Source organism: Curtobacterium sp. MCBA15_005, from assembly GCF_001864855.1.
Classification (GTDB): Bacteria; Actinomycetota; Actinomycetes; order Actinomycetales; family Microbacteriaceae; genus Curtobacterium; species Curtobacterium flaccumfaciens.
The window spans coordinates 189,425-204,256 of record NZ_MJGL01000056.1 but is presented as its reverse complement, the minus strand read 5'-3'; the positions used below and the strand labels follow the sequence as shown (position 1 = coordinate 204,256).

14 protein-coding genes are annotated in these 14,832 nt (G+C 73.7%); 5 read left to right on the top strand and 9 right to left on the bottom strand.

Going from position 1 to position 14,832, the window contains the following annotated elements; all coding sequences use genetic code 11:
* The first annotated feature begins 124 nt into the window (after positions 1-124).
* Together BIU89_RS14650 and BIU89_RS14645 are read left to right on the top strand one after the other, a co-directional pair.
* Positions 125-1,384, top strand: a complete 1,260-nt coding sequence (locus BIU89_RS14650; RefSeq protein WP_071247607.1) for an NAD(P)/FAD-dependent oxidoreductase — start codon at positions 125-127, stop codon at positions 1,382-1,384.
* Positions 1,385-1,399: 15 nt separating this feature from the next.
* Entirely contained in the window at positions 1,400-2,089 is a 690-nt protein-coding gene (locus BIU89_RS14645) for a hypothetical protein (protein WP_071247604.1), read from the top strand.
* 46 nt (positions 2,090-2,135) lie between these two features.
* Here BIU89_RS14645 and BIU89_RS14640 read toward each other — a convergent pair whose 3' ends face one another.
* A complete protein-coding gene (locus BIU89_RS14640) occupies positions 2,136-2,495 on the bottom strand; it encodes a UBP-type zinc finger domain-containing protein (protein ID WP_071247601.1) in 360 nt (119 codons plus the stop codon).
* 105 nt (positions 2,496-2,600) lie between these two features.
* Here BIU89_RS14640 and BIU89_RS14635 point away from each other — a divergent pair, with 105 nt between their 5' ends.
* Positions 2,601-3,269, top strand: coding sequence for an acetolactate decarboxylase (locus tag BIU89_RS14635; protein WP_071247597.1), 669 nt, complete (start codon positions 2,601-2,603; stop codon positions 3,267-3,269).
* A 12-nt stretch (positions 3,270-3,281) separates the two neighbouring features.
* Here the strand turns inward: BIU89_RS14635 and BIU89_RS14630 are convergent, their stop codons facing one another.
* Positions 3,282-6,140 (bottom strand): helix-turn-helix transcriptional regulator, encoded by a 2,859-nt coding sequence (locus BIU89_RS14630; RefSeq protein ID WP_071247594.1) that lies wholly within the window; start codon positions 6,138-6,140, stop codon positions 3,282-3,284.
* 179 nt (positions 6,141-6,319) lie between these two features.
* Complete coding sequence (locus BIU89_RS14625) at positions 6,320-8,275, bottom strand: LuxR family transcriptional regulator (protein WP_071247591.1); 1,956 nt, start codon at positions 8,273-8,275, stop codon at positions 6,320-6,322.
* Between the two features lie 285 nt (positions 8,276-8,560).
* On the opposite strand from BIU89_RS14625, the gene BIU89_RS14620 reads away from it, so the two are divergent.
* Both BIU89_RS14620 and BIU89_RS14615 read left to right on the top strand, forming a co-directional pair.
* Positions 8,561-9,592: a Dyp-type peroxidase gene (locus tag BIU89_RS14620; protein ID WP_441294461.1), complete on the top strand. Its 1,032-nt coding sequence runs from the start codon at positions 8,561-8,563 to the stop codon at positions 9,590-9,592.
* Positions 9,589-10,395, top strand: a complete 807-nt coding sequence (locus BIU89_RS14615) for a family 1 encapsulin nanocompartment shell protein (protein WP_071247588.1) — start codon at positions 9,589-9,591, stop codon at positions 10,393-10,395. Before BIU89_RS14620 ends, BIU89_RS14615 begins: the two co-directional genes overlap by 4 nt.
* Before the next feature lie 143 nt (positions 10,396-10,538).
* Here the strand turns inward: BIU89_RS14615 and BIU89_RS14610 are convergent, their stop codons facing one another.
* The 6 genes from BIU89_RS14610 to BIU89_RS14585 all read right to left on the bottom strand — a co-directional run bounded on the left by BIU89_RS14610 (position 10,539) and on the right by BIU89_RS14585 (position 14,813).
* Positions 10,539-11,411: a phospholipase gene (locus BIU89_RS14610; protein WP_139179227.1), complete on the bottom strand. Its 873-nt coding sequence runs from the start codon at positions 11,409-11,411 to the stop codon at positions 10,539-10,541.
* 298 nt (positions 11,412-11,709) lie between these two features.
* A complete protein-coding gene (locus tag BIU89_RS14605; protein ID WP_071247586.1) occupies positions 11,710-12,165 on the bottom strand; it encodes a MarR family winged helix-turn-helix transcriptional regulator in 456 nt (151 codons plus the stop codon).
* Positions 12,166-12,341: 176 nt separating this feature from the next.
* Positions 12,342-12,992: a GntR family transcriptional regulator gene (locus tag BIU89_RS14600; protein ID WP_071247584.1), complete on the bottom strand. Its 651-nt coding sequence runs from the start codon at positions 12,990-12,992 to the stop codon at positions 12,342-12,344.
* A gap of 170 nt (positions 12,993-13,162) precedes the next feature.
* Positions 13,163-13,630: a DUF1810 domain-containing protein gene (locus tag BIU89_RS14595; RefSeq protein WP_071247581.1), complete on the bottom strand. Its 468-nt coding sequence runs from the start codon at positions 13,628-13,630 to the stop codon at positions 13,163-13,165.
* Entirely contained in the window at positions 13,627-14,418 is a 792-nt protein-coding gene (locus BIU89_RS14590; RefSeq protein WP_175475037.1) for a YqjF family protein, read from the bottom strand. Before BIU89_RS14590 ends, BIU89_RS14595 begins: the two co-directional genes overlap by 4 nt.
* Complete coding sequence (locus BIU89_RS14585) at positions 14,415-14,813, bottom strand: DoxX family protein (protein ID WP_071247576.1); 399 nt, start codon at positions 14,811-14,813, stop codon at positions 14,415-14,417. Before BIU89_RS14585 ends, BIU89_RS14590 begins: the two co-directional genes overlap by 4 nt.
* Positions 14,814-14,832 lie beyond the last annotated feature (19 nt).

The following is a 14,832-nucleotide window of genomic DNA, read 5'->3' as shown; positions in this document are numbered from 1 at the left end:
GCCGCCCGCGGCGCCGAAGGAGACCCTCGCAGGACCACGTGCGGAGCGCCGGCAGTCCGTAGCGTGCTCGTGAGGGAGCGGCAGCAGTTCCGCACCGATCGTCGTCGCACCGACCGGAGGAGCCATGGAGACCGACGCCGCCGTGCTCCCGTCACGTCGCGTCCGCGTGTACGGACGGCCGTTCGACGCGGACTCCTACGCCCTGCGGGACTTCCTGTCGCGCTCCGTGGTGCAGTTCGACTGGTTCCCGGTCGACGTCGACGGTGCCGGGGGCGCCGACCGGGTCGATCCGTCGCGGCTCCCGCTCGTCGTGTTCCCCGACGGCACGGAACTGGTCGCACCCACGCTGCGCGAGGTCGCCGACCGGCTCGGGTGGATCCACGCACCGCGCCGCCAGGAGTACGACCTGTCGATCTACGGCGCCGGTCCCGCCGGGCTGTCCGCGGCCGTGTACGCCGCCTCCGAAGGGCTCGACGTCGTCCTGCTCGAGCGGGACGCCGTGGGCGGGCAGGCCGGGTCGAGCAGCCTCATCGAGAACTACCTGGGGTTCCCCGAGGGGATCGCCGGAGCGGACCTCGCCGAGCGCGCCCGGGAACAGGCCGTCCGGTTCGGCGCCGAACTCCTGGTGATGCGCGAGGGTGTGCGCGGGGTCTTCCACGACGGCCGCATCCACGCCGACCTCGCCGACGGCGGCCACGTCGTCGCCCGTGCGAACATCTGCGCGACCGGTGTCGAGTGGCGTCGGCTCGGGCTGCAGCGCGAGCAGGAGCTGCTCGGCTGCGGTGTCTACTACGGTGCCGGGACGAGCGAGGCGGACGGCTGCGCCGGCGAGCAGGTCTTCGTGGTCGGCGGGGCGAACTCGGCGGGCCAGGCGGCGATGAACCTGTCCCGCTCCGCGGCGCACGTCACGATGCTCGTGCGGGGCGCGTCGCTGTCGGCCACGATGTCGGAGTACCTGAGCGCCAGGATCGCGGCCGCACCGAACGTGACGGTCAGGACGGGCTGCCAGGTCTCGGCGCTGCACGGGGACAGCCGACTCGAGTCGATCGAGGTCACCGACGGCGACGGCGCCACGGTGTCACTGCCGGCCACGCGGTTGTTCATCTGCATCGGCGGACGACCGGACACGAGCTGGGCCGAACAGACACCCATGCTCCGTGACCGGCTCGGGTACCTGGTCACCGGCCCGGACCTCGACGCCGTCGACGGCTCGCTCGAGCACTGGCCGCTCGAGCGGCGTCCCTTCTGGCTCGAGACGAACGTGCCCGGGTCCTTCGCCGCCGGGGACGTCCGCGCCGGGTCCGTCAAACGCGTCGCCGCAGCGGTCGGCGAGGGCGCCATGGCCGTGACCTTCGTCCACCGCCACCTGGCGACGAGCGACTGACCGAGGAGCCCCGTGATGCCCGACGAACCCGACACGACACTGCCGACCGCCGCCGAGTCGATCACCTCCCTGGACCGGCCGACCGCCTTCTTCAACGCCCTGATGACCGAGCACTTCGTCCTCGAGAGCGCGCGGAGCATCACGGTCAGCGAGTCGAGCAGCCGCTCCTCGCTGTACCTCACCACGCTCTCCAGCTCGCTCGTCGCCTTCGGGTTCCTCGCGCACACGCCCTTCGCGCTCGGGTTCCTCGGCGCGATCATCCCGGTGATCGTCCTGCTCGGTGCGTTCACCTACGAACGCCTCGTCGAGACCTCGCTCGAGGACGTCGCGGCACTCGCCGCGATGCAACGCATCCGTCGCTACTACGGCCGCCTGCTGCCCGAGGCCGACACGTACTTCCCGATGCCCCGCGGGCGGCACGCGGCCAACGAGCTGCTCGACATCGGCCGGGCCCCGTCGTGGTACCGGCTCCTGTTCACGATGTCGTCCGCGATCGCGGTGGTGAACTCGATCGTCGCCGGCGCAGGGGTCGCCATCCTGGTCGACCAGCTCGGCTTCGACGACCCGGGTTCGATCGTGTGGGGCGTCGGATCGGCGGTGGTGCTGGCCGTCGCACACCTGTCGTACCAGGTCCGCTCGCACACCACGATGCACGAGGTGATCGCCCGATCGGAAGCGCTCGACAGCGACCGCCGGCTGCCCTGACCGGTCGCGGACGGCCGCGACCGGCCGCGACCGGCCGCGACCGGCGTCAGCGTCGCTCGGCCAGCTGCTCCGACCAGTCGCGGGGGAGTCGGTCGGCCGGACCCGGGACCGACTGGGTCGTCGGGTGCGCCTGCGGGTCGGCGAGGCGGGGTCCGTCCACGAAGTCCTGCGTGACGAAGTCCCAGAACCACCCCTCGCCCGGCTCGAACGACTGCATGACCTCGTGCCCGGTGACCGCGAAGTGCGCGGTGGCGTGACGGTTCAGGGAGTCGTCGCAGCAGCCGACGTGTCCGCAGGCGGCGCACCGACGCAGGTGCACCCACCACGAGCCCGTCGCGTCGCACTCCACGCACCCCGCGCCGGACGGGGGGACGGACGGGGAGACCATGTTCGCGCGTGCACTCATGGTCCAACCGTGCGCCGCGCACCCACCCGGGCGCTTGAGTCAAACGGCGCTGGTACCGCGCGGTCGGAGTTCCTACGGTCGAACCGAGGACGGACGAGGAGCACGGTGCGGGAGACGACGGATGACGGGACCACGTCCCTGGCGACCCTCGCCGCATGGGCGCACCGGGCCGTCGACGATCCTCGACGCGGGCGACCGGCCGTCCACGTCCCGGTCACCGTCGCGGCCCTCGGTCGGCACGGCACCCTCGGACTCGGTGCGCTCGCCGGCGGCGACGCCGGACCCCGCGGCCTGGTCGTGTGCGAGCGCCGGTGCTTCCGGATGCTGCCGGACGGCACCGCGGCGGTCGCGGACGCGGCCGACGCGGTCGCGTTCGCCGTGGTCTCGACGTTCTCGCCCGACCTCGCGGTGACGGTCGCGTCCGTCGCTTCCGTGGCCGACCTGGAGGCCCGGATCACCACGGTCCTGCCGCCGCGCGACTTCGCGGTGGCCGTCTCGGTCGACGGCGTCTTCGACGAGGTCCGGACCGAGGACGGCGCGACCGGGACGACGGTGCACCGCGCGGTCGCGGGTCGCCTCGTCGGCTTCCGGACGCCGGGCCCGGGCGGGACCGGCGCCGACCTGCACCTCGCGTTCCTCGACGCCACCCGCACCCGCGCCGGAGTGCTCGCCGGGTTCGCGGGGTTCTCCGGACGGATCGAGCTCGGGTTCTCCACCGCGCCGCACCTGGCGGTCCGTGCGCTCGGCGCCGGGTTCGACGGCGGACCGGTGTGACCCGAGCGGTGGTCAGCCGGATCGGTGCTGCCGGAACCGTGCCGCGAGCTCCCGGCGAGAGGCGACGCCCCACTTCGCGTAGACGTGCCGGACGTGGCTCGTCACCGTGTGGGTCGAGATGAACAGGTCGGACGCGATCTGCTGCGTCGTCAGGCCGGCTGCGACCCGTTCGACGACCTGCGCCTCGCGGGCGGTGAGGCCCGAGATGCCCGAGATGCCCGGGTCGGCGGGGGTCGCTCGGACGGTGACACCGACGCTGCGCAGGTGCCCCCGCGACCGTTCGGCCTCGCGCAGGGCACCGGCACCGTCGAACAGCTCCGTCGCCTCCCGCCACACCTCGACGGCCGCGGGCACGGAGCGCCGCCGCAGGGCGCACCCGAGGTCCTCGAGCGCTGCGGCCAGCACGAGCCGGCGGTCGACCCGGCGCAGGCGCTCGACCGCGTCGCCGAGGCTCTCCACGGAGTCGTGGACGAGTCCGTGCACGTGCAGCCAGGTCCCGCCGCACAGGTCGTTGTCCGGGTTCGCCGTGGCCCTGCGTCGCGCCACACGTTCGATCCGCTCGAGTCGGTCCTGTCGGCCCCCACGGATCGCGATGCGCGCGAGGTGGACGTCGTCGGCGAAGTCGGCCGGGCTCGACATCGACGCGATCGGTTCCTCCAGGCTCCGCCACGCCACCTCGCTGCGGTCGACGGCGGCTCGGACGTCGCCGTGGGCGTCCGCTTCGAGTGCCAGCAGCCACGATCCCGAGCGCGCCGATGGGGGATCGGCGAGCAGGGCCTCGGCGAAGTGCCGCGTCCGGTCGGCCGCCCTGCGGTCCCCCTGCAGCAGCGCCGTACGGAAGAGGACGGTCCCGGCAGTGAGTGCCGCGAACCGACCGAGTTCCAGGTCCTCGGCCAGGTCGAGGACCGACTCGGCCGACGTCTTGGCGTCTTCCAGCCGGCCCTGGTCGAAGAGCACCCTCGTGCGCAGCATCATCCAGGCGGCGGTCGGGCGGGCCAGGTGGTTGCGCCGGGTCTCGATGGCGTTCGCCTCGGCGATGCGTCCGGCACGGTCGGTGTCGCCGAGTGCCCCCGCGAGGAACGCCACCCAGAGCCCCTCGGGCAACCAGGTGCTCGACGACCCCCCGGTGGCTGCGACCCGGCTCATCGCCGACGTGATCGCCTGCGTCGCGTCCGCGAACCGGCCCTCGTTGAAGGCGAGCACGGAGGCACTGGCCTCGAAGGTGGCGACGGCGACCGGGTCCGCGTCGCCGTCGACCGTCGCCCGGGCCTCCCGCAGTGCGGCGGCGAGGTCCGCGTGCCTTCCCGCCTGGGCGAGGTTCAGCGCGCGCACGGCGAGCAGACGCGACCGCACGCCGGCGCTCACGCCGGGCAGGGCCAGTGCGGTCTCGACCGTCCGCAGTGCTTCCGGCGTCGAGCCCTCGGTCTGCAGCCGCGCCAGGGTCAGGTGCAGGCGTGCGTCGTCCTCCGGAGCGAGGCGGCCCTGCAGGTCGTGGAGCAGCGCGCGGGCCTCGGCCGTCCGGCCGCTGTGCCAGAGCAGCGGCAGGACGTCGACGACGATGCCGGGCAGCGCCGGGGTGCCGTGCGCGAGGTCGGCGGCGCGGAGGGCGAGCGCCCCGGCCTCGGCGGCGTCCGTGCTCGCGAGGTCGATCGCCACCGTGCGCAGGACCTCGGCGGCGCGGACGTCCCCGCGCTGCGCCACCGTGGCGATGCGCGTGGCGATCGAGACCGGTGGGACACCCTGCCGCAGGAGTTCGTCCACCGCTTGCCTGAGCAGGTCGTCGCGGACGGCCGTGGGGATCATCGACTCCGCCGCCTCGCGGAGGACGTCGTGACGGAACGACAGGTCCGTGCCGTCGTCGACGAGCACCCCCGCCTCGATCGCCTCCTGCAGCCCGGGGAGCAGCCGCTGCGCCGGCTGGTCGAGCATCGCCGACAACGACCGCACCGAGAACGAGCGTCCCAGGGTCGCTCCGACCTGCACGAGCTGCTGCGTGGGCTTCGACAGGCGTCGGAGGCCCTCGCGGATCGACGCACCGAACCTCGCAGGCAGCGCGGCGCCCGGCATCGTGGCGACGCCGTCCGCGATCGCCAGCAGGCCTTCGTCGACGAGCCCGCGCACGAGTTCGGCGACGAGGATCGGGATGTGCTCCGTCCGTCGGGCAACACGCAGGACCGAGCCGTCTGGCGTCGCGCCGACCAGGTCGGCGATCATCGCGGCGGTGGCCTCCTCGTCCAGCGGGTCGAGGTCGACGATCCGTCCCGTCGCGGCGAGCTCGTCGACGGTCGCCGTCACCGGCGGGTCCTGGTGCTCGGTCCGGACCGCGACGACCCAGAGCACGGGGACGTCGGCGAGTCGGCGCGACAGCGATCGGAGCACCGCCAGGGACGTCGTGTCGCACCACTGCAGGTCGTCGACGACGACCACGACGCCGTCCGACGCCGCGGCCCGCTCCAGGTCGTCCTGGAGCTGCTGGAGGAGCCAGTACCGTGCCTCCGGGTCGAGCGTCACCGCGCTGAGCCGGACGCGGTCGGAGATCGGCCGGGGCCCGGCGCCGAGCGCGTCCATGATCGGTGCGAGCGGGATCAGGCGTGCGTCGCGGTCCGTGCGACCGACGGCCACGCGGAGGCCGGCCGCGGTCGCCTGGTCGACCACGTCCTCGAGCAGGCGCGACTTGCCGACGCCCGCAGCGCCGCGGACGACGAGCACGTCTCCCGCGCCCCGCGACAGACCGGCCAGGGCATCGGCGGCGACGCCCCGTTCGACGCTCCGGCCGCGGATCGGCAGCCCGTTGCTGGGCACGGCGGACACCGGCGCGGAGAACTCGTCTCCGCGGGGGAGCAACTCCTCGTCCGTCAACACGGCGGCCACCAGTCCTCGTCGGTGGCTGGAGTCTATGAACGGACCGTGCGCGGGCGACGGGCCCTGCCGTTACCCCGGCGGCGGGTTCCGGTGACGCTCCCGGGCCGTCCGCCCGGGGTGTCGCGGGTGGTGGCGGGAGCATCCGGGGTCCATGGGGCGGGCGGCCGGCGAAGGTGTCCCTGACAGGGTCACGTCCGTGCGTCGCCCGACGCGTCGCCTCCCAGTCGCAGGAGTGCATCCCGGAGTCCGGCCCGTGTCGTCACACCGAGCTTCGGGAACAGCCGGTACAGGTGCCCGCTCACGGTGCGCGGGGAGAGGTACAGCTGCCCGGCGATCTGCTTGTTGGTCAGTCCGGCCGCGGCGAGGGACGCCACACGGCGTTCCTGTTCGCTCAGGTCGACCGCCTCCAGCGCCGTCGGCAGCGGACGGGCGGCACCGGCTGCGCGCAGCTCGCGTTCTGCGCGGCCCTGCCAGTCGCCGGCACCGAGCACCTCGAAGGCGCGCGCCGCCAGCCGGAACTGGCCCCGGGCCTCCAGGGCGTGCATCCCACGACGCAACCACTCGCCGTACGCCAGACGGACGCGGGCCACCTCGAACGGCGAGACGTCGCCGTCGACGCTGGCCAACGCGTCCTCGAAGAGGGCGCGGGCACCAGGCGTCTCGTCGACGACCGCTCGGCAGGCGAGCAGCACCAGGGAGCGGCGCGGGGTCGGCTGGTCGGTGAACGCCCGTTCTGCCCGGGCCACCAGCGCGGCCCCGTGGTCGGCCAGGCGGAGCCGCGCAGCCGACTCCACCGCATCGAGCATCTCGATCGGTCCGTAGCTGCTCTCGAGCCACCGCCCCGCCCCGCCCGGTCGCGTCGCCGAGCGGCTGTGGGCCTCCTCGAACCGGCCCGTCGCGACGTCGAGTGCCGAGCGGGCGTGCTCCGCTGCCCGGGCGACCAGCGGCGTGCCGTGCTGCGCCGCCCACCGTGCTGCGCGGTCGGCCTTCCACGCCGCCCGCTCCGGCTCGCCCTGCACCGACAGGACCAGGGCCTGCAGCGCCTCCGTCAGCGCGACGAAGGTCCCCGCCTGCCAGCGCTCCGCTGCTCGGTGCACGTGGTCGAACGCCGCGCCCGCCGCGTCGAGCCGCCCGGCCTGGTAGTGCGTCACGGCGGCACGGCACGAGCTGAAGTAGTCGAGGAGCCCAGCGTGGCCCGCCCCTCGGAGCGCTGCCTCCACGTGGTCCCGGCGCGGATCCGTCGAGTCGAGCAGCGTCCACGCGATGTGCAGTGTTACGGCCTTCCACGGTTGCGTGTCGGCAGCGGATCCCAGCACTTCGCGGTACAGCGCGGCACGCTCGTGCTCGGTCCGGCCGGAGCCGTCCACGCAGTCCTCGACGAGCCGCAGCACCGGGTCGAGGTCTCGGTCCGCGGTCAGCGCCAGCGCCTCGTCCCACCAGGAGTCGTGCCCGCCGAGGTAGCAGAGCACGTGCAGCGTCGCGACCAGGACGTCGTCGGCGCCCGCCCGGTCGGGCTCCCCGAGCGCGGCCAGGACGCTCCGCCTGCCAGCGTGTACATCACCGGACCGGACCGCCCGGACGAACTCGACCGCCGCCACCAGCGACGGATCGGGTCGGGTGCCACGGCGCACGGCCCGTTCGGCTTCGGCGTCGACGAGTCCGAAGTCACCGGTGAAGGCGGCCGTGACGGCGACGGGGACGTCGGCCGACGGCAGCCGGGTGCCCGATCCGGCCCGGCCCTCGCCCACGGCGACCACCACGACCGTCCCGAGGTCCTGCGCCAGCGCGGCGAGCAGGTCGTGCAGCACGGACCTGGCGTCCTCGTCGAGCGCGTCGAAGTCCTCGACGAGGACGATGCTCGGGTCCGGCCGCGGTGCCCCCGCGTCGTGTGCCCGGACGAGCGCGAGCCACGGGGCCAGCGACGCGGCCTCGATGACGGGGTCACCGCCCACCGCGCGCCACCGGACGACCGTGTGGCCGTCCGCCCGGGCAGCGTCGGCGACGTCCGCGAGCGCCCGCGCCCGGGCGGACGCGTCCGGTCCGGTGACCACCACGAAGGGGTCGGTGTCGCCGGACGGCGAGCGCAGCGCTCGCCCGATGCCGTCGCCGTGCGCCGGTCGTGCGTCCGAGATGCTGATCGTCATCGTCGCTCCTGGATCGTCGGTCGTCCGCCGCCCGGGAGGCCCGTGGCGGCTGCTCCGGACGCTAGCGACGACGACGCGGTCACCACATCACCCCGTGGTCGCGCGGGCATCCCCCCTGCCGGAGCGGGTCATCCGACTCAGGCGCGACGAGGCGCCGGGTGGCGATGCTCGACAGGAGACACCCCACGGCACCGAACCGCACCGTCAGGACGGCTGCGGAGGAAAGGCGGACACCATGGCCTCCGTCCACGTCGCAGCCTGATGGTCGGCACACCGGGCAGCCGCGTGCCCATCGACGCGCAGAGCGTCGACGCGCCGCTGTCCCGTTCGGCGGTGTTCCTGACCCTCGACGTCGGCCCGGACGACGACGACCTGGCCGCGGTCCGCGACGTCCTCAGCGACCTCGACGGCCTGTTGAAGACGGTCGGGTTCCGTGCCCTCGACGCGCACCTGTCCTGCGTCGTCGGGATCGGGGCGGTGGCGTGGGACCGTTTCTCGCCGCACGCCCGTCCGGACGCGCTGCAGCCCTTCCCCGCCCTGACCGGGCCGGTCCACTCCGCGCCGTCCACCGGGGGAGACCTGCTCTTCCACATCCGGGGCGAACGCACCGACGTCTGCTTCGAGTTCGAACGCCTGCTGCTCGCCGCGCTCGGGGACCACGTCACCGTGGTCGACGAGGTCAGCGGCTTCCGGTACTTCGACACCCGCGACCTGCTCGGCTTCGTGGACGGCACGGCGAACCCGGTCGCGCAGGACCTGGCAGCCTCCGCACTCGTCGGTGCGGACGACCCGGACTGGGCCGGTGGCAGCTACGTCGTCGTGCAGAAGTACCTGCACGACCTGGCGGAGTGGAACGCCCTCGGGACGGACGCGCAGGAGCGGATCATCGGCCGGTCGAAGTCGGACAACGTGGAGCGTGACAGCGCCACCGAGGTCCGGCCGTCGCACAAGTCGCTCGCGACCATCGTCGACGACGACGGGGTCGAGCACGACGTCCTCCGCGACAACATGCCCTTCGGTCGCCCCGGCAGCGGGGAGTACGGTACCTACTTCATCGGCTACAGCGGTGAGCTCTGGGTGCTCGAACGGATGCTGGAACGGATGTTCGTCGGCGATCCACCCGGGACGTACGACCGGCTGCTCGACTTCTCGCGTGCGATCACCGGAGCGACGTTCTTCGCACCCGCACGCGATCGCCTGGTGGACCTCGCCGCGCTCGCGGCACCACCGTCGCCGTCCGTGGTGGCGGCTCCCGACGCCACCGGTCCCGGTCTCGGCATCGGTTCACTCCGCAGCACGGAAGGGCACACGCCATGAACCACCTCCTCCGCGAACTCGCGCCGTTCGGTGCCGACACCTGGGCGGTGCTCGACGCCGAGGCCCGTGACCGGCTGGTTCCGGCGCTCACCGCGCGGCGCATCGTCGACTTCGACGGACCGCGCGGCTGGCAGTGGTCCTCGGTGGACCTCGGCCGCACCGACGCGGTGACCGGCGGGGTCGCCGACGGCATCACCGCACGGCGCCGCAGGGTCCTGCCGCTCTGCGAGGTCCGTGCGACCTTCACCGTCGCGCTCGAGGAACTCGTGGACTCGTCCCGCGGCGCCACCGACGTCGACCTAAGCGACCTCGACGCGGCCGTGCTGCGGCTCGCGGCCCACGAGAACCGGGCGACGCTCCGGGGGTGGCCGGAGGGCGGCATCACCGGGGCCGGGCAGGCGTCGACCCAGCCCGCACAGTCGCACGACGGCTCACCGGGGTCGTTCCGGGCCGCGGTCACCGCTGCGGTCGCCGCGCTCCGCGACGTCGGGGTCGCCGGGCCGTACGTCCTGGCGTGCAGCCCGCGTGACTGGGCGGACATCGTCGAGACCGACGACGCCGGCACGCCCCTGCGTGAGCAGCTCGAAGGCATCACCGGCGGTCAGGTCGAGCGGGCGCCGGGCATCGACGAGTCGCTGCTGATCAGTCAGCGCGGCGGGGACTTCGTGTTCACCGTCGGCGAGGACCTGGCCCTCGGCTACCTGGGTCACGACGCCGTCGACGTCACGATGTACGTCGAGGAGACCTTCGCGTTCCAGGTGAACACCCCCGAGGCGTCCGTCGTCCTCCGCCGGTCACTCTGACGAGCCGCACTGACGCCCACCGGCGCCCACCTGCGCATCGCGCGGGTGGGCTGGCCGCCACCACACGACGCAACGGGAGGCCCGTGGCGGATCCGCCACGGGCCTCCCGTCCGTCTGCCGGTCGCCTTCGCGACCCGCGCCGATCAGTAGAAGTTGTTCGCCTGCGAGTGCCCCCACGCCGCGCACGGGGTGCCGTACGCCGAGCTGATGTACTGCAGGCCCCAGGTGATCTGGGTGGTGGCGTTGGTGCGCCAGTCCGCGGCGATCGTGGCCATCTTCGAGCCGGGGAGCGCCTGCGGGATGCCGGTCGCGCCACCGTTCGCGTTGACGGCCTGGTAGTTCCAGCCGGACTCCTTGGTCCACAGGTTGTCCAGGCACTGGAACTGGTCGGCACCCCAGCCGTACTCCGACGACGCGAGCGAGGTCGCCGTGGCCTTCGCGCCGGCGACGGTGTTGCCGGCGGCGAGCTTCCGGGCGGCCTCCGCTGCCTCGGCGGCGGCCTTCCGCTCGGCTGCGGCCTTCGCTGCGGCCGCGGCCTTCGCGTCGACGTCCCGCTTGTCCTGCGTGGCGCTCGCCTGCGCGACGTCGGTGGCCGACGCGACCGTCGTCGAGATCCGGTTCGTCAGCGCAGCGCCGGACAGGTCCGGGTAGTCGCTCAGGGCGTCGACACGCTGTTCGAGCGCCGAGGTGTCGACCTTGTCGTTCGCGGTCTGCATGACGGTCTGCGCCGTGGTGATCGTGGCGGCGGCCTGGGCGCGGTCGAGCGCGGTGCCGCGCAGGGCGGGCTCCGCGGTCGCCGAGGCGCTCGCGGTGCCGGTCGGCATGCCGAGGGCCTCACCGATGGCGGGCTGCGTGCCGACGGTCAGGGCGCCACCGGCGACGGCGAGGACCGCCGCGCCGCCGGCGATCAGCGTCGCGCGGTGCCGCAGGGCCCTGCGCATCCGGCGGGTGGGGGTGTTCAGGGCTTCACGTCGGGTCGAGGCCGTCGTGGTGGGGAGCTCAGGGGTGTGTCGCATCGGTTCCGCAGGTCGGCGGCTCGGTGGGGGAGGGACTCCCGCTCGCGCGACCGAGGTCGTACGGGCACGCCGGAGGCTGGCGGTGTCGGTGACACCGTCGGCGACGACGAGGAGTCCTCGAGCCGGTGAGGACCGGACGGTGGTGTGGGGCCCGTCCGTCCGCCTGGAGCAGCCGTGGGGTGGCCGCGGTCAGGCGGAGCCGACACCATGACCGGTCAGACTGGGCAGCGCGTCCAGGAACGCTGGCAGAACGGTCCGTCCACCGCTTGGTAACGGTTCGGTAACGGTCGTGCGGAGCCTAGAAGGTGTGAGGTTCCTGGGCGTGCTCGCCCTGGGCGACACGCTCGAGCGCGGCCAGGGCGCCGGCGATCGCCTGGACGTCCGACTCGTCGAGCTCGGCGATGAGCTCGGCGACGATCCCGGTGCGGTTCGCGCGGGCCCGCTCGACCGCTTCGATGCCCTCCGGCGTGACCGTCACCATGAACGCCCGGCCGTCGCGCGGGTCGGCCTCGCGCTGGATGAAGCCGCGCTGCTCGAGCTCGGTCAGGATGCGGGTCATCGTGGGCTTCGTGACCACCTCGATCCGCGACAGGTCGCCGGGGCGCAGGGGTCCGTGCCGTTGGATCGACGCGAGCGCCGACACGATGCCGTACCCGAGCGAGGCCGAGTCGGTGCGGGCCCGGCGGTTGATCCGACCGACCGCGGCGGCCAGGCGTGCGGCGACCTCGGTACGGTCCGTCGGGCGGGGGTTCATGTGCTGCTCCGGGTGCCTGGTTCAGGTGGTCGCCAGCGATGCTATCGGTCCGCGCGGCCCCGGGACTGGGAGCGTCACGCGCGTGCCCGGGCCACCGACCGGGAGGCCCGTGGAACGTCGACCGCCCGCCTCGCGTCGGCGAGACGGGCGGTTCCTGTACGCGGGTACAGGTGGACTCAGTGCTTCTCGCCCGGCAGCTGGTGGATCGCCTCGGTCGCGAGCTCGGCCGCGACGTTGTCGCCGGACTCGGTCGCCGCCCGGAGGCGCCGGAAGTCCTCGGTCATCCGGTCCCAGTCGACCAGCTCGTCGAGGTTCGGCAGCCGCAACCGGAACGCCAGGCCGTCCATCGTGTCGCGGCAGACACGCTGCAGGTTCTCGTTGCCGCACTCGGCGACGTACAGGGCGAAGACGTCGAGGGCGTCGTGGTTGACCGCGGCGACCTCGTGGGCCTCGAGCTCGGTGATCGTCTTGTCGAGCTGCGCGAGGATCTTCTTCCGGGCCGCCGACCCCAGGCGCGGGACCGCGAGTCGGACGACGCCACCGAACAGCACGCCGAGGGTCTGCATCGCCTCGACGACCTCGGTCGGGTCCGGCGTGGTGACGCGGGTGTACCGGTTCGGGGCCATCTCGATCAGGCCGGCGCGGGACAGCTGGCTGAGGGCCTCGCGGATCGGTGTGCGGGAGACACCGAGCCAGGAGATGAGCTCGTCGTCGTTCAGGCGTTCGCCGGGCAGGAGGGTGCCGTCCATGATCGCGTCGTGGATCTTGTGGCGGACGGTGTCACGGAGCAGCTGGTGCTCGGTCGGGGCGCTGCGGGGGACCGGCATGCGTTCTCCTTCGGGGGCGGTGGCGTCGGGGCGCCGGGCGAACGGGCACGGTCGGCATCGCACGTGCTCGCATCACCGTACCTGATATGACAACGGCGTTCCGATCGGCTCAGGGCGTGTCAGTGTGGACGTTCAGATGCAGGTGATCCGCGTCGCGTACGGCGTGTGCGTCACCCGTGTTCCGAGCGCTCTCCGAGCAAGCGCAGCGTGGCCGGGTCCTTGGCGCCGTCGTACCAGCGCTCGAGCACGGCGACGAACGGCTGCGGGTCGGCCGCGGTCCGGGCGAAGAGCGTCATCGACGACCGGAGCTTCACCGCGTCGATGCCCCCGAGCAGGGAGTCGGCGGAGTGGGCGGGGGCGTGGCGTGCGACGTCGGTCGCCGCGAGCAGACGGGGCCCGAGCACCGGGTGTGCCAGGTAGGCGCGGGCTTCGTCCGTCCCGGCGATCGCGTAGCGCACGGCTGTGGCGCTCCGCCCCAGGCCGGCGAGCTGCGGGAACACGAACCACATCCAGTGCGACGACTTCCGGCCCTGACGGAGTTCGTCGAGCGCGACGTCGTGGACACCCTGCTGGGCCCGGACGAAGCGGTCGAGGTCGAACGGGTCGTCGGCCTGTGCGTCGGAGCGTGCGTCCGTCACCGGACGACCCCGCCCCAGCCGTACCGGACGGTCGTGCCGTCGACCACGAGCAGGGAGTCCGGCGACCGGTCGAACAACCCCGGCATGCCGACGGCGTCGGGCAGGTCACCCTCGAGCCGGTCGAGCGTGGCCGAACGGGTGGTGAGCACCGGGTGCTGTCGCTGCCAGAACAGGGTCTGCGCCAGGTACCGCGCGTGGATGCCGGCGCGGGTAGTGAGCTCGGCGGCCAGCGGGGTGTCGACGACCTCGCCGGCGGTCACCCGCACCGAGGCCGCGTGCTTCGGCCGTGCCGCGCCGGTCGGGCGTTCCTGCCGGAGCGACCGCGCCCACCGCACCGGGTGCAGTGCGCGGGTCGGGTGCCGGACGGATCGGTGCGCCACCGCGTCACCGCGGCGACGGGAACGTGCGTGCGCGAACGTGTACGGCACGCCGAGCAGCGCGTGCGCGGCCACGATGGCGGGCACGTTCGCGGTGTCGACCGTGCGGTAGGTCACCCCGCGCCGCCCCTGGTCGTCCACCGTGAGCACCTCGATCGTGACCTCGGTCATGGTGCCGAGCCGCCCGGCAGACGGGAACGGCGGCACCCGGGTCTCCCGGAACACGTACGCCGACAGCCCCACCCAAGCGCTGCCGTCGACCACGTCCGGACGGGTCCCGCGGGGGACGAGCCGCTGCAGCGACGCCGGGTCGTGCCGCCAGTGCGCGAACACGATGTCCTCCCAGGCGTGCTGGGTGACCGGGCGATGCAGCAACGGCACCGCCGCGCGGGTCCACGACGGCTGGGTCACGGCTTCGGTGCGTGCCGACCGACGCGCACGCCCCACAGCACCAACGGCGCCTGCAGCGGGAGCCGCAGCACCGAGACCAGCCGCATCGCCCGGCTCGAGCGGGGGTGGTCGAGCAGGTCGTTCGCCATCTTCACGTTGGCCGGGAACACCGCCGCGAACAGCGCGGCGGCGGCCCACCCCGAGGCGCGGCGGGTCGCGGGGAACGCGAGCCCGGCGGCGATGCCGAGCTCGGCCACGCCGGAGGCCAGCGTGGTCAGCCGCGGGGGCAGCGCGTCCGGCACGATCCGGTCGAAGTGGGTCGGGCGCAGGAAGTGCATGGCGCCCGCTGCACCGAGGGCCACCGCCAGGATGGTGGCCGTGCGGTTGGCACGTCGGATCCGCTCACGTCGTCGCATGCGCCCCATCGTGCTCGCC